Origin of the sequence: Aeromonas sp. S18(2024), assembly GCF_041402525.1 — a bacterium.
In the GTDB taxonomy this organism is placed as follows: domain Bacteria; phylum Pseudomonadota; class Gammaproteobacteria; order Enterobacterales; family Aeromonadaceae; genus Aeromonas; species Aeromonas enteropelogenes.
Map to the genome: position 1 here is coordinate 106044 of NZ_JBGLQV010000012.1, position 19231 is coordinate 125274.

Here is a 19231-nt window from a genome sequence, read left to right on the forward strand (position 1 = left end):
TATGAGTGTTCAGTTGTTGTGGCTGCTGTCCAGGATCCGCTTGATCGACTGGCCTGCGGCCTCGATATGCTGCTTGAGCAGCACCACCGCCTCGTGCTTGCGCCGGGCGCGGCATAGCTCCAGCAGCTGGGCGTGTTCACGCTCCGCCTTGTCCACGCCATCGCTGGCAAACAGCAGCTCGAAGCGGACATAACGGTCACAGCTCAGATTGATCTGGGCGATGAGATCCAGTGCCTGGGGGCGGCCGGCAGCCTGATAGAGGGTGGCGTGGAAGCTGTGGTTCAACTCGGCCCAGTGTTCGATCTGGGTGCCTGACTCCAGGGCGTGATCGAACTGGGCGAGGATCGCCTCCGCTTGCGCGAAGGTGGCTTCGGTCATCTTGTCGACGGCATGAAACAGGGTATCGGCTTCCAGCAACGCTCGCAAATAAAACAGTTCCTCGATGGCCGAGGCGTCCAGCATGGTGACCACGGCGCCGCGATGGGCTTCGAACTTCACCAGCCCCTGGGCCTCCAGCTGCATCAGGGCTTCCCGCACCGGGATGCGGCTCACCGCCAGCTCCTTGGCGATGGCATCCTGGCGCAAGGGGGCGCCGGCGGGAATTTCCCCACGGAGGATCCGGCCACGGAGGTTTTCCATCACCATCTGGGTTCGGGTTTTGTAGGGTGGGGTCATGGCAGGGTCACGATAGCGCGTTACGAAATTGTATATTGTATAAAGTTTGGCTGAATCTACCCCGTTGGGGCGAGCAAGGCAAGGTTTACGGGCGTCCAGCCCAATGCCAGCAGCGTTCGGAGCCTGTGTAAAAAACAAAAATGCCGGTCAGCAAGGCTGACCGGCATGATTCACTCGTCGCGAGGAGTTATTACAGCTGCGGACCAGCCGCCACCAGGCGCTTGCCCTCGTCGTTGTCGGTGAAGCGCTCGAAGTTCTTGATAAAGCGCTGGGCCAGATCCTGAGCCTTGGCATCCCACTCGGCCTTGTCGGCGTAAGTGTCGCGCGGGTCGAGGATCGCCGGGTTCACGTCGTGCAGCTCGGTAGGCACTTCCAGGTTGAAGATCGGCAGAACCTTGGTCGGCGCCTTCTCGATGGAGCCATCCAGGATGGCGTCGATGATGGCGCGGGTGTCCTTGATGGAGATGCGCTTGCCGGTGCCGTTCCAGCCGGTGTTGACCAGGTAGGCCTCGGCGCCCGCCGCTTCCATCCGCTTCACCAGCTCCTGGCCGTACTTGGTCGGGTGCAGGGAGAGGAAGGCCGCGCCAAAGCAGGAGGAGAAGGTCGGAGTCGGCTCGGTGATGCCGCGCTCGGTACCGGCCAGCTTGGCGGTGAAGCCTGACAGGAAGTGGTACTTGGTCTGCTCCTTGGTCAGCTTGGCGACCGGCGGCAGCACACCGAAGGCGTCGGCGGTCAGGAAGATCACCTTGGTAGCGTGACCCGCCTTGGAGACCGGCTTGACGATGTTTTCGATGTGATAGATGGGGTAGGAGACACGGGTGTTCTCGGTACGGGAGCCATCGTCGAAGTCGATGGTGCCGTCGGCGGCCACGGTCACATTCTCCAGCAGCGCATCGCGGCGGATGGCGTGGTAGATGTCCGGCTCGGCCTCTTCGGAGAGCTTGATGGTCTTGGCGTAGCAGCCCCCTTCGAAGTTGAACACACCGTGGTCGTCCCAGCCGTGCTCGTCGTCACCAATCAGCTGGCGCTTGGGATCGGTGGAGAGGGTGGTCTTGCCGGTGCCGGAGAGGCCGAAGAAGATGGCCACATCGCCGTCCTGACCCACGTTGGCGGAGCAGTGCATGGAGGCGATGCCGCGCAGGGGCAGGAAGTAGTTCATCATGGAGAACATGCCCTTCTTCATCTCGCCACCGTACCAGGTGCCGCCGATGAGTTGCATCTTCTCGGTCATGTTGAAGGCGACGAAGTTCTCGGAGTTGAGGCCCTGTTCTTTCCAGTTCGGGTTGGTGCATTTGGCACCGTTCATCACCACGAAGTCCGGCTTGAAGGTCTTGAGCTCTTCTTCGCTCGGGCGGATGAACATGTTCTTCACGAAGTGTGCCTGCCAGGCCACCTCGGTGATGATGCGTACGGCCAGGCGGGTGTCCGGGTTGGCGCCGCAGAAGCCGTCGACCACGAACAGGCGCTTGCCGGAGAGCTGCTTGGTTACCAGGGATTTCAGATGTGACCACACTTCCGGGGTGATGGCCTTGTTATCGTTCTTGCCTTGGTCAGACCACCACACAGTATCCTGGGTGGTTGCGTCTTTGACGATATATTTATCTTTCGGGGAGCGGCCGGTGAAGATACCGGTGTTGACGTTGACGGCGCCCAGCTCGGTCACTACGCCGCGCTCGAATCCTTCCAGGTCGGGGCGAGTCTCTTCCTCGAACAGCTGCTCGTAAGAGGGGTTGCGTACAATTTCCTGGCTGTTTTTGATGCCGTACTGGTCCAGACCTAATTGTTGGGCCAGGGTGGGTTCTGCCACGATTGTCATTGTATTCTCCTGGGGTCAGAGGTTGTAGGGTTCTATCTGGCGTCCATCCTATCACTTAGGTGGTAGAGTTTAGCGATCGCCATCAAACTTTATAAAATAGGGTATTTTTTTGTTATTAAAGTTAAAGGCGGGTTTTGCCCGCCTTTAATTAGTGTAACTTGTTTGCATCATTGCCGGGAGCCCTGCTGAACAGGGTTTCGACGTCGATCCCATTAAATTGGTACTGGGCGCCGCAGTAATCACAGTGCATGTCGATCTTGCCGAGCTCTTGCACCATATCCATCACCTCTTCCTTCTCGATCTGCAGCAGGGCCCCTTCGCAACGCTCGCGGGAGCAGGTGCATCGGAACTCGACCGCCTGCGGATCGAATACCCGTACCTTGTCCTGGTGGTAGAGGCGGTAGAGGATCTCTTCCGCTTCCAGACCAAACAGCTCTTCATCCTTGATGGTGCTGGTGAGCTGGGTCAGGTGGTCGAAGTCATTGCTGTGATCCTCGCTCTGGGCGGGCAGCTCCTGCAGCATGATGCCGGCCGCGCGCGGAGCTCCTTCATGGTAACCGGTGCGGATCCACAGCTTGGTCGCCAGCTGTTCGGACTGGGCGAAGTAGTGCTCTAGGCAACCGGCCAGGGTGTCGGCGTCCAGCGCAATGATGCCCTGATAGCGCTCGCCCTGCTCCGGGGTGATGGTGATGACCAGCTGGCCGTTGCCGATCAGGCTCTGCAGCTTGTCGTCGTTCGGCAGCTCGCCCTCGTAGCGGGCCACGCCACGCAACTGCTGGTTGTTGTCGCCGTTGATGACGGCCAGACGGACCGGGCCGTCCCCCTGCAGCTGCACCGTGATGGAGCCTTCGAACTTGAGGGTGGCGGTCAGCAGGCTGGTGGCCACCAGCAGCTCACCCAGCAGCTTTTGTACCTGCACCGGGTAGTTCTGGGCTTCCACCACATGGCGATAGGTGTGATCCAGCTGGACCAGCTCGCCACGTACTTCGTACTCTTCAAACAGATAGCGATACAGCAGATCTTGGTTGCTCATCATGTATTCCTGGGTTGTTCGGTGAGGTAAATCGGTCGGGTTGGCTCCTGCCTTGCGGTGGCCAGCCCGTCGTTAAATGGGTCGGGTCAGTATTGCTTGACCTTGAGCAACTGGCGCCGCTCCTGTTTGTCGGGGCGACGCTCCGGGCTCGGGGCAAACTGGCTGTTGAAACGGCGGGCCTCGCTGTTCTCGGCCCGTTTCTTCAGGCTGTCAGCCGTCTCTTCATAGAGTTGCTGGGCCAGCGGTGCCGACTTGCGCTGCTCGCAGAGGGCCAGCACTCGCACTTCCCGTTCATCCTGGCCCTGCCAGAAGCGGATTAGTGCCCCTACTTCCACATGTTTGCCCGGTTTGCTGCGCTGACCATTGTAGTGCACCTTGCCCCCGTCAATCTGATCCCGCGCCAGCGAGCGGGTCTTGTAGAAGCGTGCCGCCCACAACCACTTGTCGAGACGAACCTCGAGGGTGCTTTCTGCATGTTTGGACATGAACGGGCTCCATAACGGGGAAAAGAGGCGGTCGATTATACCAGAGGCGATGGCCGGGATAGAAACCGGGCGACAGGGGAGCCGGCATCGGCGGGCATCCGTGTCACCATCATGTTGGCAGCCTGCTGATTGAAAAGGAGAAATATTGCCAGACTGGATAAACGTCAGGGCTTGGCGCAACACGGTGTCGAAGGCATAAAAATGCCGCCTGGTGGGGCGGCATCGAGGGGCGGCGGGGCCGGGATCAGAAACGATCCTGTTGCTCTGGCTTGCTGCCCTGCTCTTTTTCGCTGTGTTCGATGGCGGTACGGATGAGATCCACCCCGGCGCGGATGATCAGCACCCCCATGTTGACCAGCTTGACGCAGACCCACATGAAGGCGATCAGCAGGATCAGCTTGAGCACTGTCTGGAACGCCTCCAGGAAGTTCTGTTCCAGATTGGCGGTCAGGCCGCTGGCGCTGCTCATCAGCCAGGTGTAGACCTCGCGCACGAAGGGGATGCGGCTCGGCATCTCCAGCACGTCGAGGGCGGCGGGCAGGGCCTGGAAGATGACGATGCTGCCAAACAGGATCAGGATGACACCGAGGGAGATGCCAAGGAAAAAGCCGAACTGTCTCATTAAGGGCTCCAGCATTTGCTGTGTGACATTGAGGTTAGCCCTCAATAGTAGGGAGTCACTCCTCTGACCGCAATCGTGGCGGCGCAGGAGTGGGGACAAGCCCGGGCTGGCAAGGGGCGACCGGTGCGATGGCATTGCCCGTTTGACGGATTTCTGGGAGGCTTGTCACCCAGCTTGTCTGAGTGACGGATCATGTTGAAAATCCTGTTGTTACTGTTGATTGCCCTGGGGGCCGGCCTGCCGGTTCAGGGGGCCGAATTGCCGCCGCAAACGGCGCCAAGTGCTGCCGTTTGCGCGATTCGGCACCAGAGTGACGTCTTGCTGGTGCAGGATCGCATCTCTTCCCGCTATAGCCTCAGTGGCGGTTATATCGACGAAGGGGAAGCGCCGGCCCGGGCGGCGCTGCGAGAGCTTTATGAAGAGACCGGACTCTCGGGCGAGGTGATTAAACCACTGGGGCGCTGGCAGCGGGCGGAGATCTTCGCCTGCCGCACCCTGGAGCCGATAGTGGCGCAACAAGGCTCGGGGTTTGTCTCCCTCCTGCGGGCCCCGAATCTGGGGGGGGAGATCCTCAACGCCCGTCTGATTGCCATCGATAAGCTGCCCGCCGCAGAGCGCCGCTTTCCGGATCAGCTCGACTGGTTGCAGGGGCGGCTGGACGAGGTGCCCGAGAGCGAGGTGAGCTGGCAAGCGGACTTCGTGGCGCAGGGAAGTAGCCTGCACCGGGCCGATATCCCCCTGATGGTGCGGTTGCAGCAGTGGCTGGGGCCTGATGTATGGTGGCTCTCGGTCAGCAACCTGTTTGGTTCAGGAGGCTTTCAGCTTGCCCTGATACCTTTGCTGCTGCCTCTGCTGGGCTGGCCACGGTTGCGCCAACTGCTGTTTGCCATGCTCTGGCTCGGCCTGCTGGTGCAGGTGGGCAAGGAGAGCATCGGCTGGCCACGTCCCTTCCATTTGTTGCCGGAGCTTGCGGCCAGCAGTGCCCAGGGATTCGGCATGCCGAGCGGCCACACCGCCTCGGCCATGGTGTTCTGGGGGGCGCTGCTCGGCTGGTTGTGGCCGGCGCACCGCTGGCGGGCCACCTTGCTGGCGCTGGTGCTGGCTCTCACCACAGGGTTGGCGCGAGTCTGGCTCGGTGTGCACTTTATCTCGGACGTGGCCGTCGGGCTGCTGCTTGGCGCCCTGGTGCTGGCGATGCGAAGCGCCTGGCGCCATGATGCCCGAGCCACTGGCTGGCTGGTGCTGACCACGTTTGCCTTGGTCAGCGCTGGTTGGGCCCAGTCGACTCATTTGGCCGGGATTGGCGTGGTTGCCCTCGGGCTTTGGCTGGGGGGAACCGCTTCGCTGGCGCGAGGTGGCCATCCTCCCGTGCTGACCGGTGTCGTCACGCTGGCAGGTGGCGCGCTTTTGGGAACCGGCCTGTGGGCCCTGCCGCTGCTTACCAGCAGTTCGCTGGGGATCCTGCTCGGCCAGCTGTCGCTCTTTTTCGGATTGGGGCTCTGGTTGAGCGCCGGTCTCTGGTGGATACTGTCTCTCCTGAATACTGACTCTCTACCCCGGGGAATGGGCCCCGATAAGGGAACGCTATGAATATGAAAAAAGTGGATCTGGCCAAGATAACCCTGGGGGTGCTGTTTATCAGCATCCTCATCATCTCCTGTTTCATGGTGCTGCGCCCCTTTCTGCCCGCGCTGGTGTGGGCCACCATGATCACCATCGCGACCTGGCCGCTGATGCTGATGGTGCAGCGCCTGCTGTGGGGCAAGCGCACGCTGGCGGCGCTGACCATGACGCTGGGATTGTTGCTGATGTTCGTCATCCCGCTGTTCATGACCCTGGCGAACGTGGCGGAGAAGGCGCCCATGCTGATCGAGCTGGGTACCAGTATCAGCCACTCGCCGCCGCCCGAGTTGCTCTGGCTGCAGCAGATCCCGTTGGTAGGCGCCAAACTCTATGACTTCTGGCAGCAGATCCTGGCTAGCGGTGGTCAGGTGCTGTTTGCCAAGCTGGCCCCCTATTTTGGCCAGACCGCCCGTTGGCTCGCCTCCCAGGCCGGCAATCTGGGCCTGCTGTTTGTCCACTTCCTGCTGACCGTGGGGATCTGCGGTGTGCTCTATCACTCGGGGGAAATGGTTGCGACCGGCATCCGCCGCTTTGCCCATCGTCTGGCGGGGGAGCGCGGCGACAATGCCACCGTGCTGGCCTCCCAGGCGATCCGCGCCGTGGCCATGGGGGTGGTGGTGACCGCCATCGTACAATCCTCGGTGGCAGGTCTGGGTCTGTGGATTGCCGGCATTCCCTACACCATGGTGCTGGTGGTGGTGATGTTCATCCTGATCGTCGCCCAGATCGGCCCCTTCCCCGTGTTGTTGGCCTGTATCGGCTATCTCTACTGGAGCGGTGATACCACCTGGGGCACCTTCCTGCTGGTGTGGTCGCTGATTGCGGGGACCATGGACAACTTCCTGCGCCCCTTCCTTATCAAGCGCGGTGCCGACCTGCCCCTCATCCTCATTCTGGTGGGGGTTATCGGCGGCTTGCTGACCATGGGGATCATCGGTCTCTTTATCGGCCCCGTGGTGTTGGCGGTGGGTTACACCCTGCTGGATGCCTGGATAAAGGAAGGAGATCACCTGCCAGAGTCGACCGCCGTCGCTGCACCGCCCAAGGCTGAGTGACGATTCAGCCATAAATAGCTGATGCATAGAGCCGCCCAATGGGCGGCTATTTTGTTTATTACCGTCCCATGCAGGTTCGATTAGCGAAGCGTAATCGGATGATCGAGATGCCGTTGCCCCGGTGTTTCCGTGAGTCAACGGCATCTGTCAGAGGGGAAATACGGGTGGTCGTTATCGCGGGATAATCGATTTACGCGAATGTCCGATTACGCCTGACGGCTAATCGAATCTACGGGCTGGAAACGCCACGCGTTGATAGTCTCTCTTGAGGCGTTTGCTATGCGAAATTTTTTCCCTTGAGTACCGACCTTACTAACTCACCGATAGGAGTGATGTACAGGCTTGCACCACCACTTGTTACGTACTTTCTATAACTTTTGTAATCATCACTATCTTCAACAACCACAGGCTCAAAATAGACATCGACTAAGCCTGTGTTAATAAATGTATTTTCAGAGTCAAAGTCAATTAGCTGTGAAGATTTATTCGCAAACTCAAGGAAATCGCCGATAAACATATTGTCGATAATTCGACTGATTTTTAGGAATTGATTATATGTAATTTCTCCGACAAGAAACTCCGCGAAGAAAATTGCAATAATTTTACTCGTGTAGTGGTCTTCTGCTTTCTCTATGATATAGATAAGCTTCTCTCCAACATTTACTTTGAAGTCATTCGAATTATCAATTGAATCGATCATATGTCGACGTTGTTCTATCGGAATGTCAGACAACTCAGAAAGGAAAGCAACAAGCTTTTTGGTAAACAGAGCATCTCGTACGCTACCAATTGCATTGATGCCAGCAAGAATGCTAGAAAGAATCGGGATGTCTCTCAAAACACCATTATCTAAAATTGCATCTATGCCTACTTCACCAAGATTTACTGCCAAATCACTTAGATTGTCTTTTTTAAGAGAGTCTTCTAAAGACTGTGAAAGCTTCATTTTTTCCGTTCTCAATAATTACACATAACGTTTGGTTGAGGGGCTGGCTTAAGCCCGTCCCAATGATCGAGCGATTTGGACCAGTTGTTATGCCCCGGCACGCAATTTTGTATATAACGAAACTGCCTTATTGAGTAGCTTCATGTATGGAACTGAGCCAGAAATTACTTCCTTAGCTTCCTTGTACGAAGCAAGAGCCTCATGGAAATCTTTCTTCTGCTCTGTCATGGACAAGGAAAAAAACATTGCGCCAGTAGAAGTTGCGCGGGGTGTTTCGGGTGGTATTTTTTCGTTCTTTGATTGTAAATCGTCCATAATGACCTGCTGCATTTCACTATGCATAGTGATTTTTAACAGCTGAGTTATTGAGTAAATCTCTTGATAAATTAGCTCTCCAAAGGCGATTACTTCTTCTGGTGTAGGTATATATCCTTGATGGATTACTTTATTTCTCAGTTCCGGGATTTTTTTGCTAAGCGTATAGCTGCTGCCAAAGGTTATGAGGTGGAGGAAAAGGAAACCTCCAATTTGGCGTTCTGACTGTTTGGAAACTTGCTTGAATGTTTCTTCAAGGGCCTGCTTAGTGATTGAGTTCTTTTTGCAAAAGACATTGATAGAGAACTCAAAGAATCTTTCATAGGCCGCCGAGAGACTTGATGCTGCCTCGATCGTGTAGCCTTCAAGAAGTGCGTTTGCAGCTGACTCAAGTAGAATTTCGAATTTCTGGCTTTGTAGCAGGACTGCGGATTTATGCCCTCTGGAGCACTCTATATAAGCCACAGCTCCTTCGTAGTAATCTGCAATTATCGGCTCAAATGACGGGTGCCCTAGTTCCTTTTGGCATTCTATGCACGGTGCGAAGATTTTCATGTGGCACTTTCCCTAGAGGTATAGCAATGATTAGATGGACGGCGGTTCTAATCCGTTAATAGAGCCTTCCATATAACTCCGGATCGCCCTGAGCTCCGCCACGAAAAATGCATTTTAAATAACAACATTACCGGCCTGCCTCTGATGCTGAGCGTATTCGCCGCGCATCCTCTTTTGGCTCTACTTTTGGCCATCGGGCAAAAATACACTTCTGGAGCCCCCATGGAAAGCGCCACCGAGTCTCAGCCTCTGAATAACTCGGGAGTGTGATCGCGGTGACACGCCATATGGCGTAGTGGCCAAGATACAGGGCGGCTGGTCAGGGGCTTGTGGTTAACAAAAATGGGCATGGTGAGATAACCCGGGGCGTGGCAACGCCCTAGGTTATCGGTCGTTAGGGGGGTCAGGCGGGCTGGTGCAGGGTGATGCAGCGAATACCACCACCAGCGGCAACCTTTTCGCCAAATTCTGGGGTGAACCCGACCGGGAGGAGGGCGGGGTTGTCACCCTCTGAGACAGGTCACTGAATCTGGCCGGCAAGGGTGGTTAAATGGGTGTTCGTCTCTTTGCCGGATCTTGTCGTGACCATCTTGTCCGCCTCCATGCCGCCAGCCCGGGCCTGGCCTGACTATCTGCAGGCCTCCTGGCTGCGTTGCGCCCACCAGACCAGCGCGACACTCTGGCACCCGCCTCACTGCGCCAGGGGGCAAACTTTGCAAAGCCTGCGTCAGCGCAAGCGGGAGCTGCTCACCACCGGCGAAATGGCCCTCGAAGATCTCTACGAATTTATGGAAGGACGCCCCTGTGCCTTGCTGCTCACCGACGAGAGCGGCTGCCTGCTGGCCCGCACCGGCCACGGCGAGACCCTGAAGGCGCTCGATGCGCTGGGTTTTGGCCCCGGCGCCTTCTTCAGCGAGGGGCGCATCGGCACCAATGCCATCAATCTGGCAGCGCTGGAGGGGATGCCGCTCTGCGTCAGCGGCTCCCAGCATTTCAACCACACCCTGCATCCCTGGCACTGCTGCGCCAGCCCGGTTTACAACAGCAATGGCCGCCAGGTCGCCATCGTTGCCCTGATCTGCAAGGTGGAGGCGGCGACGGCGGGGGATCTGGCGCTCACCGTCAGCGCTGGCCGCGAACTGGCCCATCTGCTGCAGGCGGAGCGCCTGATGCAGGAGTCCCAGCACCATCTGAGCGAGCTTTACGCCCTGCTTGATGGCATGGATGACGGCGTGCTGGCCTGGGATCCCCAGGGCCGGCTGCGCTACCTCAACGCCCTGGCGGCCAGGCGACTGCGGCTCGAGCCGGATCTCTGCCTCGGCCAGCCGCTGGAGCTGCACCTGCTGCTGCCCCAGCGACTGCAACTCGCCATCAAGGGGCAGATGCCGCTCAGCCACGTGGAGGTGACGTTGGAGCGCACGGGCACAGGGGAGTTCATCAGTGCGCTGGTGAGCCTCAAGCCGTTGCCCGGGCCGGATGGGGTCAGCTTTATCGTCCTGCTCCATCCGGTCGACAGGCTGCGCGCCATCCATCAGTTGCGCCAGACGGTGCCCGAGCTCTCGGCGCTGGTGGGGGAGTCGAGTGCCATGCGCAAGCTGCTGCGCTACGCCCGTCAGGCGGCTCAGGGGCAGGGGCCAGTCCTGCTGCGCGGCGAGGAGGAGGTGGGCAAGGCCCAGCTGGCCGAGGCCATCCATTTCGGCAGCGATCGGGCCGCCGGTCCCCTCGTCACCCTCAATTGTCAGGCATTGCCGAGCGAGCGGATGGCGCTGGAGCTGATGGGCTCCGACGAGGCGGGGCAGGAGCGGGCCGGCAAGTTCGAGCTGGCCCACGGCGGCACGCTAGTGCTGGAACAGATCGAGTTTCTGCCAGCCCCCATGCAGGCAGCCCTGCTGCAGCTGCTCAAGACAGGTCGCATCCAGCGTTTCGACTCGGCTCGTGTGTTGCCGCTCAAGGTGCGGATCATCGCCACCAGCAGCGCCCCGCTGGAGCAGAAGGTGCAGGAGGGGAGTTTCGGCCGTCAGTTGCTCTATGCCCTGCAGGCGTGCGAGCTCTGGTTGCCGAGCCTGCGCGAGCGCACGGCGGATCTGCCCGGGCTTATCAGCCAGCAGCTGGCGGCGCAGGGGCGTGAGCCGGTGCGCCACTTCAGCCCGGCGGCCCTCGACTGTCTGCTGGCCTATTCCTGGCCCGGCAATCTGGGGGAGCTGCGCAGCGCCATCGAGCATGCCCTGCTCCACTCGAGCCAGGGGCAGATCCCGCCGGAGGCGCTGCCGGCCGCCATTCGTCATGGTTATCGGCTGGTTGAAGACGAGGTGGTAGGGCAGCCGCTGCTCACCCTGGCCGAGCTGGAGCGCCAGGCCATCCTGCGCACCGCTCACGCCTGCAAGGGGCAGGTCAGTCTGATGGCCAGGCAGCTTGGCATAGGCCGCACCACCCTCTGGCGGCGGCTGAAAACCCTGGGTATCGATCCCGCCGACTACCACGGGTAACGGCTGTGCATTGGTCTGTGCCACCGGAAAGTCGCAAAACAACAAGGCCCCGCAATGGCGGGGCCTCTTCATATGGCCAGCGTGTCGTTACAGCCCCAGTTGGTGGGCGGTGACGATGGCCGCCAGCACATCTTCCGCAGTGACCTTGAACGGCATGTTGTGGATGGTCTCGCCCTCGGCGGTGGAGGCCCTGGCCACCTCCATCAGGCGTGCCATATCCAGCTCCTTGACCCCCATCATATGCAGGTTGGTCGGCAGGCCCACGGAGCGGCAGAAACCCAGCACCGTCTCGATCTCCGCCATGGGGGCATTCTCCAGTACCAGTTGCACCAGAGTACCGAACGCCACCTTCTCGCCGTGGTAGAGGTGATGGCACTCATCAAGCTGGGTCAGGCCGTTGTGGATGGCGTGGGCGGCGGCGAGACCACTGCTCTCGAAGCCGATGCCGCTGAGATAAGTGTTGGCCTCTATGATGTTCTCCACCGCTCTGGTGCAGAGCCCCTGCTCCACCGCCAGCTTGGCCTTGTAACCATCGGCCAGCAGGGTCTGGTAGCAGAGCTCGGCGATGGCCTGGGCCGCCAGGGTGGAGGCGCCACCGGCCATGGTTTGGCAGCCGGAGACCTTGTTGGCGCGCGCCTCGAAGTAGGTGGAGAGCGCATCCCCCATGCCGGAGACCAACAGCCGCACCGGCGCGCGGGAGACGACACCTGTATCCATGATGACCATGTCGGGGTTGGTCGGGATCATCAGGTATTCGCTGAACTGCCCCTGTGGGGTGTAGATGACAGCCAGCGCGCTGGTGGGGGCATCGGTGGAGGCGATGGTCGGCACTATGACCACTGGCAGTTTCTGGTAGAAGGCGACAGCCTTGGCGGTATCGAGCGTCTTACCGCCGCCGATGCCGATGATGACGTCAAAGGGCGTCTGGTTGCAGCGGGCCAGCAGCCGGTCGATCTCGGGGCGGGAGCACTCGCCGTTGAAGCAGTCGAACTCGGGCTGGATCCCGGCCCCGTGGCAGCTGGTGGCGACCGTGTCACCCACCAGTCTGGTGACGAAGGCATCGGCCAGGATCAACGGCCTGCTGCCGAGCGCCTTGACGTAGTTGCCGAGATTGGCGAGGGCCCCGTTGCCTTGTACGTATTTGCTAGGGCTGATGATGATGCGATCCATTTTCTATCCCTCTTTCTGTGAGAATCGGGGCGAAGTGTCCGGGGATAGCCCCGGAGCACCTCGTCTTGAAAAGGCGCCAAATGTGCGGCAAATCGGGCCGATACGGCGCCTGAAACAGCAGACTGGTGAGCGGCTGTCAGTCGCCGAAACGCTCATCGGCAAGCTGCCGGAAGCAGGCCAGTGCGGCCTCGGCATCCTCTCCGCGGGCCAGCAGGGTCAGGCGATCCCCCTGGCGCACGTCGAGCATGGCGAGCCGGGTCAGGCTGCGGGGATTGGCCTCTTTCTCCCCCTTTTGCAGTTTCAACTCGGCGGTGAAGGGCTTGAGGCTGGCTACCAGACGGGCGGCGGGGCGCACGTGCAGACCGTGGGCATTCTCCACCACCACTTCGCAGCGCAGCCAGCCCTGCTCGGCTGCCGGGGTTGGGTCGGTAGTGTCTTGGGGCGCGCTGGTCGGCAGCATGGCCTGTTTCGGGCCCAGGGCCCCCAGTGCCTCGGCGGCCACCTCGTCCAGGCTGAGGCCGGAGCCGGCTGCCACCACGGCGGCCAGGGTGCCCTCGACCAGCGGGGCAGGGCAGAGTCGCACCCGGGCGCCCAGCTCGGGAGGCAGCAGCTCGAGGGCGGTCTCGGCGCTCAAGAGAGCGCTGCCAAGATCCATCAGCACCAGCACGCCACTGCCGTCATCCGCTTCTTCGATCGCACTCATCACGGCGATGGCATCGGTGCCGATGGGGTGGTCGGGGTCATTGACCCCGGCCGCCAGCCGCAACCGGGCCGGGCTACCCAGCTGACCGGCCAGTTCCTGCAGACCGGCCGCCAGGGTGGCGCTGTGAGAGACAACTACGATTCCTATCATGTTTACAACCTCGCTCTGTCACGTAGGGCGGTCAACAGCAACAGGGTCGAGGTGGCCCCGGCATCCTGATGGCCGATACTGCGCTCGCCGAGATAACTGGCGCGCCCCTTGCGGGCCTGCATCTGTATGGTGGCCTCGGTGCCGGCAGTGGCGGCTGCCACCGCCTTGTCCAGCGCCTCGGGCAGCGGCAGACCCTGTTGCTCGGCCTGTTGCAGTGCAGCCAGGGCGGGCCACCAGGCGTCGCACATGGTCTTGTCGCCCGGCTCGGCGCGACCGCGGGAGACGATCCCCTCCACCCCGTCGCTCAACATCTTGCAAAGCTGGTTCAGGTTCAGGCTCTGGCAGGCATCGCTGCTGGCAGCGGCACGGATGAAGAAGGTGCCGTAGAGGGGGCCGCTGGCGCCCCCCACGGAGGAGAGCAGGGTCATGCCGGTGGTTTTCAGCACCTGGCCGATGTCCTTGTCCGCCACTGCTGGCAGCTTTTCGGCCACCTTGGCAAAGCCGCGCTGCATGTTGAGGCCGTGATCCCCATCGCCGATGTCGGTATCAAGCGCGGTGAGATAGTCACGCTGATCGGTGAATATGTGCTCGCAGTCGAGCAGCCAGTTGACGATTTGATGCTTGCTTAACATGGAGATTCCTTAGCAGCCGCGACGCAGGGCGGGGGTGTTAACGGGGGCATCCCACAGGGTCATCAGCTCGTCATCCACCTTGAGCAGGGTGATGGAGATGCCGGTCATGTCGAGAGAGGTGCAGTAGGGACCGATGAGGTTGCGCACCAGATGAATGCCCGCTTCTTCACACAGGGTGGCGAGCCGGCCATAGACGCCGTAGAGCTCGGAGATGGGGGTTCCCCCCAGGCTGTTGACCAGCGCGATGACCCGGTCGCCCTTGTTGAGCGGCTCGATAAAGGTGTGCTCCTCCTGCCAGCTGCCACTGGCGCGATCCCAGTGACGCAGGGTACGGCCATAGGGGAGGTTGTCAGTCAGCTCCTTGAACATGTCATCCACCAGGGCGTTGAGGTCGGTGAAGGGGCGGCGCTCGATGCCCGGCTCGCCATGGATGCCGACGCCGAATTCCACCTCGTTGTCTGCCAGGGTGAAGGAGGGCTTGCCGGCGGCCGGCACTGTGCAGGCGTGCATGGCCACCCCAATAGTGCGGCTCTGATTGTTGACGCGGTGGGCCAGTACCTCGCAGCGCGCCAGGTCATAGCCCGCCTCGGCGGCGGCACCTACCAGTTTTTCACACAGCACTGTGGTGGCGACGCCGCGACGGCCTGCGGTGTAGAGACTGTCTTTGACCGCTACGTCGTCATCGATGAGGGCGAAGCCCACCTTGACCCCGTCACCGTGCAGTAGTTCGACAGCGGTCTCGAAGTTGAGTACATCGCCGGTGTAGTTCTTCACCAGAAACAGCACGCCGGCACCACCGTCGACCGCCTGGCCACACTCGTACATCTGATCCGGGGTAGGAGAGGTAAAGATCTCGCCGGGACAGGCACCATCCAGCATGCCCTTGCCCACCAGACCGCCGTGCATCGGCTCGTGGCCGCTGCCACCGCCGGAGACCAGCGCCACCTTGCCTTGTACGGGGGCATCGGCGCGGGTGATGTAGTGGGGTTCGATACGGACCTTGAGCTCGGGATGGGCGGCAGCCATCCCCATCAGTTGTTCACGGACCACGGCATCGACGGCATTGATCAGTTTCTTCATGGCTCACTCCTTGGCTTGCCACCGCATGGTGGGCAAATGGTTGGTAGAGCCAGTCTAGCGAGAGAAAGCGGGAGAAAAATGACGGCCGTTCCGGTTCGGATCTGAAACAGCCTGAGGGCGCTGGTTGTTCCAAACTGAAACGCCGACGGTTGGAATGAAGGGGAAATGTTAGCCGGGTCACAACCACGAAAAAGGGCCCCGCAGGGCCCTTCTCTATAACCGTAGGTATTAGATGGCCCAGCCACCGGCGTAGAAGATCACCAGCGCCACGGCGATGATGACGGTGCCGATGTTGAGCTTTTTCCACTCGGCGGCAAACAGGCGGCCGATCACCAGCGCCACGAAGCCCAGCATGATGCCGGTGACTATGTTGCAGGTCAGCACGATGAAGACGGCGCACAGCATGCCGGAGAGAGCATCGACCGAATCGCTGAAGTCCAGCTTGGTGACGTTGCCCAGCATCAGCAGACCCACGTACATCAGGGCCGGTGCGGTGGCGTAGGCCGGTACCAGATAGCTCAGCGGAGAGAGGAAGATCATCAGCAGGAACAGCACGCCAACCAGGGTGGCAGTCAGACCCGTCTTGCCACCGGCGGCAGTACCTGCGGCCGATTCAATGTAGACCGCGGCCGGTGCACCACCGACGGCGCCGGCCACCATGCTGCTGACGGAGTCGGCGGTCAGGGCCTTGCCGCCACTGATGATGTGGCCACGCTCGTTGATAAGGCCGGCCTGGCCAGCTACGGCACGGATGGTGCCGGTGGCGTCAAATACGGCTGTCATCACCAGTGCCAGCACGGTGGGGATGACCACCGGGTTGAGGGCGCCCAGCAGATCCATGCTGCCTACCAGAGAGCCTCTCTCGCCGGTCAGGCTCGGCATGGCGAAGAAGCCCTGCCAGGTCACTTTCGGGTCGAATATGAGGCCGAGGATAGAGATGGCGATGATCACCATCAGGATGCCGCCCGGCACCTTGCGGCGCTCCAGGCCGAAGATGGCGGCCAGACCCAGCACCGTCATGATGACGGGGAAGGCGGTCACTTCACCGAGCTGGACCGGCAAACCGGCCCCTTCGTTCTTGATCACCATGCCGACGCCGTTGGTGGCGATCAGCAGCAGGAACAGGCCGATCCCGATGCCGGTACCATGGGCGATGCCGGAGGGGAGGTTGTCCAGGATCCACTGACGCACGCCGGTGACGCTGATCAGAGTGAACAGCACACCCATCAGGAAGATGGCGCCGAGGGCGACCGGGATGCTCAGCCCTTGCCCCAGCACCAGGCTGAAGGCAGTAAAGGCGGTGAGGGAGATGGCACAACCGATGGCCATGGGCAGCTTGGCCCACAGACCCATCAGCAGGGAGCCGAAGGCGGCGATCAAGCAGGTAGCCACGAAGACGGGACCCTGCTCGAAGCCGGCAGCACCCAGCATATTCGGCACCACTATGATGCTGTAGACCATGGCCAGGAAGGTGGTCAGCCCCGCAACCAGCTCCTGACGCACGCTACTGCCGCGCGCAGAAATGGAAAAATAAGAGTCCAGAAAGCCGCCGTTCCCTGATTGGGCGGCCATATCTTGCTTTGCCATAACTAATCCTGAAAGTGTGAAGGAAATCGTTTGCGTTAGTGGCGCGCAAAATAGCAAGAAATCGCGACAAAAGCAGCGGATAACCCGAAATTTTCGTCAAGATCTCCACATAAGGAGCCATTCGGGATTTTTTTCGAGCCAAAGCGACTCGAGCAGGAGAGGCATGTGTGATGCCGGTTGTCTGGTGGGAAGTTAAAGGAGTGACATATGGATAACAAAAAAACCCGCCAAGGCGGGTTTTTTCAATGCTTGCAGTGTACTCAGCCAATGGCATGAGTCATCGCCAGACGGTTTGACCTGAATTACAGGGCAACGACGTTGGCAGCTGCCGGGCCTTTCTGGCCTTGTTCGATGGTGAACTCTACGCGCTGACCTTCTTCCAGGGTTTTGAAACCGTTGGACTGGATGGCGGAGAAGTGAACGAACACGTCCTTGCTGCCGTCAACCGGGGAGATGAAACCAAAACCTTTCTCGGCGTTGAAGAACTTAACAGTACCAGTCACTTTGTTAGACATAATAATTTCTCTTTAAATAGTGTTTGAAATGCCATTACGGCAGTCGGTGATTATTCGTCAGCAATACGTATGGGGAGCACTAAAGAAGGAGAATTATTTGACAGGAATTATAAAGATAATGCCTATTGTAATCACTGCTTTACTAAAATGTCTGCCTAACATAAACAGGTCTGAACTGCCGAACCATCGTGAAGGATTAGAACACTCTCCCATTTCTAAAGCAAACTTTATCTTGAAATCGCACATATGTAACAGCAAGTTTTCCTTGGTTGCGTCACAAAGATGATATTTTTCAATCGCATAGAGACAATGGATAATGTTCTTGCATTTTCGAGAAATGCCATCACATCTCATTTTTCCTGTCAAAGGGAGTGGCGGATCATTTGCGCAGAAATGAAGTGGAAGGGCGAACAGGCGGGAGCAAGGCAGTGAGAAACCCAGCTCCGCCTGATAGGACCATCAGCAGGGGGTTGCCGCGAGAGCCCCGCTCTGTTCATCAGGTTCGACGTGGATCAACACGATGGCGTGCGGCAGCTGCTGCATGATGGCCTCCTCTACCCGGTCACAGATGGTGTGGGCTTCGCCGATGCTCATGGTGGTCGGCAGGGTGAGGTGAAAATCGATATGGCGACGACGACCCGCTCGGCGGCTGCGCAGATCGTGAAAATCGGCACCCGGTGGGCAGCAGTCGGTGATGATGCGGCTGGTCATCGCCAGTTCCTCGGGACTCATGCTGCGATCGATCAGGGGGTGAAAGGCTTCCATCAGCATGGCGATGGCTTCCTTGACGATAAACAGCGCGACACCGATGGCCACCAGGGGATCCAGGATGGCAAGAGAGTAGCCAAACAGGCTGGCCAGCCAGATACCGCCAAGCCCGGCAGCCACGCCGGCAGAGGTGAGTACGTCGGCCTTGAGATGAAGGGCATCGGCAGCCAGGGCGACGGACTCCTCTTCTCTGGCCACCTTGTAGAGGTATGCCGAAACGACACTGTTGACCAGAGCCGAGAGCACCATCACCAGCACACCCCAGCCGATGCTCTCTATGGGGGAGGGGTTGAGCAGCTTGCCGATGGCTTCAACCATGATCCAGCCTGCGGCCGGCAGGATCAGCAGCGCTTCAATGACGCCGGAGACATTTTCAATCTTGTCATGACCATAGGGGTGGTGCTCGTCGGGGGGCAGATCCGATTTCTTCACCGCAAACAGGGCGATCAGGGCGGCGACCAGATCCATGGCCGAGTGAATGGCTTCCGAGATGATGCTGACCGACCCGCTGATGAGACCGGCCACCAGCTTCATGATGATCAGGCTGATATTGGAACAGACGGAGACCAGGGCTGCGCGAGATTTTCGGGACATGATTCGGGTTCCTGACTCAATAACGGCATTTGCAAAGTGGTGCATTATATATTTCAGCCACCAAATAACCCGTGCCACTTTGTAATATTATGTTTCCGGTGATAGTGAGAATGCTTATTAAAATATTGTTCTTTGCAGTCACATATATTTCATCTGGCAAATGCATATAAATTATTTGGCGGTGTCATATCAAAATGACGATCGTTAATCGCGTTTTTTTATTGCCAGAACAGATCGATCGGAAAATTGTCGCAGCGGCAAGTTTGCGCGGAAACCGGGCTGGATCCCGGGGCATGGCGGGGGTATGCTGGCTCTGGTGATGGCCTTGCGCCATCGCACCAAGCGTACTGATGTTGATGATTCGGATGACATGCTGGCGCCCTCACGGGACCAACTGTCTGGGTAACATTTTTGGAGTTTG

General features: G+C 59.4%; 17 protein-coding genes. 3 read left to right on the forward strand and 14 right to left on the reverse strand.

The window, feature by feature from the left end; all coding sequences use genetic code 11:
- Window positions 1-9 precede the first annotated feature (9 nt).
- The 5 genes from ACB034_RS17835 to ACB034_RS17855 all read right to left on the reverse strand — a co-directional run bounded on the left by ACB034_RS17835 (window position 10) and on the right by ACB034_RS17855 (window position 4631).
- Window positions 10-675 carry a GntR family transcriptional regulator gene (locus ACB034_RS17835; protein ID WP_026455845.1) on the reverse strand — a complete coding sequence of 222 codons (666 nt, stop codon included), beginning with the start codon at window positions 673-675 and terminating at the stop codon, window positions 10-12.
- A 190-nt stretch (window positions 676-865) separates the two neighbouring features.
- The gene (gene pckA, locus ACB034_RS17840; RefSeq protein WP_124239487.1) at window positions 866-2491 is read right to left on the reverse strand and encodes a phosphoenolpyruvate carboxykinase (ATP); all 1626 of its coding nucleotides are present in this window, start codon (window positions 2489-2491) and stop codon (window positions 866-868) included.
- A 148-nt stretch (window positions 2492-2639) separates the two neighbouring features.
- Window positions 2640-3524, reverse strand: a complete 885-nt coding sequence (gene hslO, locus ACB034_RS17845) for an Hsp33 family molecular chaperone HslO (protein WP_042029062.1) — start codon at window positions 3522-3524, stop codon at window positions 2640-2642.
- A gap of 86 nt (window positions 3525-3610) precedes the next feature.
- Window positions 3611-4009: a ribosome-associated heat shock protein Hsp15 gene (gene hslR / locus ACB034_RS17850; protein WP_371173376.1), complete on the reverse strand. Its 399-nt coding sequence runs from the start codon at window positions 4007-4009 to the stop codon at window positions 3611-3613.
- Between the two features lie 244 nt (window positions 4010-4253).
- Window positions 4254-4631 (reverse strand): hypothetical protein, encoded by a 378-nt coding sequence (locus tag ACB034_RS17855; RefSeq protein WP_026455849.1) that lies wholly within the window; start codon window positions 4629-4631, stop codon window positions 4254-4256.
- Between the two features lie 192 nt (window positions 4632-4823).
- Here ACB034_RS17855 and ACB034_RS17860 point away from each other — a divergent pair, with 192 nt between their 5' ends.
- Together ACB034_RS17860 and ydiK are read left to right on the forward strand one after the other, a co-directional pair.
- Window positions 4824-6221: a phosphatase PAP2 family protein gene (locus ACB034_RS17860; protein ID WP_371173377.1), complete on the forward strand. Its 1398-nt coding sequence runs from the start codon at window positions 4824-4826 to the stop codon at window positions 6219-6221.
- Window positions 6218-7309, forward strand: coding sequence for an AI-2E family transporter YdiK (ydiK, locus tag ACB034_RS17865; RefSeq protein ID WP_371173378.1), 1092 nt, complete (start codon window positions 6218-6220; stop codon window positions 7307-7309). Before ACB034_RS17860 ends, ydiK begins: the two co-directional genes overlap by 4 nt.
- A 277-nt stretch (window positions 7310-7586) precedes the next feature.
- Here ydiK and ACB034_RS17870 read toward each other — a convergent pair whose 3' ends face one another.
- Window positions 7587-8255, reverse strand: coding sequence for a hypothetical protein (locus tag ACB034_RS17870; RefSeq protein WP_371173379.1), 669 nt, complete (start codon window positions 8253-8255; stop codon window positions 7587-7589).
- Between the two features lie 87 nt (window positions 8256-8342).
- Entirely contained in the window at window positions 8343-9125 is a 783-nt protein-coding gene (locus ACB034_RS17875; RefSeq protein WP_223379796.1) for a hypothetical protein, read from the reverse strand.
- A gap of 581 nt (window positions 9126-9706) precedes the next feature.
- Here ACB034_RS17875 and dhaR point away from each other — a divergent pair.
- Entirely contained in the window at window positions 9707-11611 is a 1905-nt protein-coding gene (gene dhaR, locus ACB034_RS17880) for a dihydroxyacetone kinase operon transcriptional regulator DhaR (RefSeq protein ID WP_371173380.1), read from the forward strand.
- Between the two features lie 87 nt (window positions 11612-11698).
- On the opposite strand, the gene ACB034_RS17885 is transcribed toward dhaR, so the two are convergent.
- The 7 genes from ACB034_RS17885 to ACB034_RS17915 all read right to left on the reverse strand — a co-directional run bounded on the left by ACB034_RS17885 (window position 11699) and on the right by ACB034_RS17915 (window position 18810).
- On the reverse strand, window positions 11699-12781 hold the full coding sequence (locus tag ACB034_RS17885) for a glycerol dehydrogenase (protein WP_371173381.1): 1083 nt from the start codon (window positions 12779-12781) through the stop codon (window positions 11699-11701).
- A 136-nt stretch (window positions 12782-12917) separates the two neighbouring features.
- Window positions 12918-13634, reverse strand: coding sequence for a dihydroxyacetone kinase phosphoryl donor subunit DhaM (gene dhaM, locus ACB034_RS17890; RefSeq protein WP_371173382.1), 717 nt, complete (start codon window positions 13632-13634; stop codon window positions 12918-12920).
- A gap of 2 nt (window positions 13635-13636) precedes the next feature.
- Window positions 13637-14266 carry a dihydroxyacetone kinase subunit DhaL gene (gene dhaL / locus ACB034_RS17895; RefSeq protein WP_201942533.1) on the reverse strand — a complete coding sequence of 210 codons (630 nt, stop codon included), beginning with the start codon at window positions 14264-14266 and terminating at the stop codon, window positions 13637-13639.
- Window positions 14267-14275: 9 nt separating this feature from the next.
- The gene (gene dhaK / locus ACB034_RS17900; protein WP_371173383.1) at window positions 14276-15346 is read right to left on the reverse strand and encodes a dihydroxyacetone kinase subunit DhaK; all 1071 of its coding nucleotides are present in this window, start codon (window positions 15344-15346) and stop codon (window positions 14276-14278) included.
- A gap of 228 nt (window positions 15347-15574) precedes the next feature.
- Entirely contained in the window at window positions 15575-16933 is a 1359-nt protein-coding gene (locus ACB034_RS17905; protein ID WP_371173384.1) for an NCS2 family permease, read from the reverse strand.
- A gap of 302 nt (window positions 16934-17235) precedes the next feature.
- Window positions 17236-17448, reverse strand: a complete 213-nt coding sequence (gene cspA, locus ACB034_RS17910) for an RNA chaperone/antiterminator CspA (RefSeq protein WP_026458175.1) — start codon at window positions 17446-17448, stop codon at window positions 17236-17238.
- A 459-nt stretch (window positions 17449-17907) separates the two neighbouring features.
- A complete protein-coding gene (locus tag ACB034_RS17915) occupies window positions 17908-18810 on the reverse strand; it encodes a cation diffusion facilitator family transporter (protein ID WP_371173385.1) in 903 nt (300 codons plus the stop codon).
- Window positions 18811-19231: the final 421 nt, after the last annotated feature.

Excerpts from the sequence above, each read along its gene's own strand:
- ACB034_RS17835 (WP_026455845.1), bottom strand. The coding sequence starts at position 675 with ATGACCCCACCCTACAAAACCCGAACCCAGATGGTGATGGAAAACCTC.
- pckA (WP_124239487.1), bottom strand. The coding sequence starts at position 2,491 with ATGACAATCGTGGCAGAACCCACCCTGGCCCAACAATTAGGTCTGGAC.
- hslO (WP_042029062.1), bottom strand. The coding sequence starts at position 3,524 with ATGAGCAACCAAGATCTGCTGTATCGCTATCTGTTTGAAGAGTACGAA.
- hslR (WP_371173376.1), bottom strand. The coding sequence starts at position 4,009 with ATGTCCAAACATGCAGAAAGCACCCTCGAGGTTCGTCTCGACAAGTGG.
- ACB034_RS17855 (WP_026455849.1), bottom strand. The coding sequence starts at position 4,631 with ATGAGACAGTTCGGCTTTTTCCTTGGCATCTCCCTCGGTGTCATCCTG.
- ACB034_RS17860 (WP_371173377.1), top strand. The coding sequence starts at position 4,824 with ATGTTGAAAATCCTGTTGTTACTGTTGATTGCCCTGGGGGCCGGCCTG.
- ydiK (WP_371173378.1), top strand. The coding sequence starts at position 6,218 with ATGAATATGAAAAAAGTGGATCTGGCCAAGATAACCCTGGGGGTGCTG.
- ACB034_RS17870 (WP_371173379.1), bottom strand. The coding sequence starts at position 8,255 with ATGAAGCTTTCACAGTCTTTAGAAGACTCTCTTAAAAAAGACAATCTA.
- ACB034_RS17875 (WP_223379796.1), bottom strand. The coding sequence starts at position 9,125 with ATGAAAATCTTCGCACCGTGCATAGAATGCCAAAAGGAACTAGGGCAC.
- ACB034_RS17885 (WP_371173381.1), bottom strand. The coding sequence starts at position 12,781 with ATGGATCGCATCATCATCAGCCCTAGCAAATACGTACAAGGCAACGGG.
- dhaM (WP_371173382.1), bottom strand. The coding sequence starts at position 13,634 with ATGATAGGAATCGTAGTTGTCTCTCACAGCGCCACCCTGGCGGCCGGT.
- dhaL (WP_201942533.1), bottom strand. The coding sequence starts at position 14,266 with ATGTTAAGCAAGCATCAAATCGTCAACTGGCTGCTCGACTGCGAGCAC.
- dhaK (WP_371173383.1), bottom strand. The coding sequence starts at position 15,346 with ATGAAGAAACTGATCAATGCCGTCGATGCCGTGGTCCGTGAACAACTG.
- ACB034_RS17905 (WP_371173384.1), bottom strand. The coding sequence starts at position 16,933 with ATGGCAAAGCAAGATATGGCCGCCCAATCAGGGAACGGCGGCTTTCTG.
- cspA (WP_026458175.1), bottom strand. The coding sequence starts at position 17,448 with ATGTCTAACAAAGTGACTGGTACTGTTAAGTTCTTCAACGCCGAGAAA.
- ACB034_RS17915 (WP_371173385.1), bottom strand. The coding sequence starts at position 18,810 with ATGTCCCGAAAATCTCGCGCAGCCCTGGTCTCCGTCTGTTCCAATATC.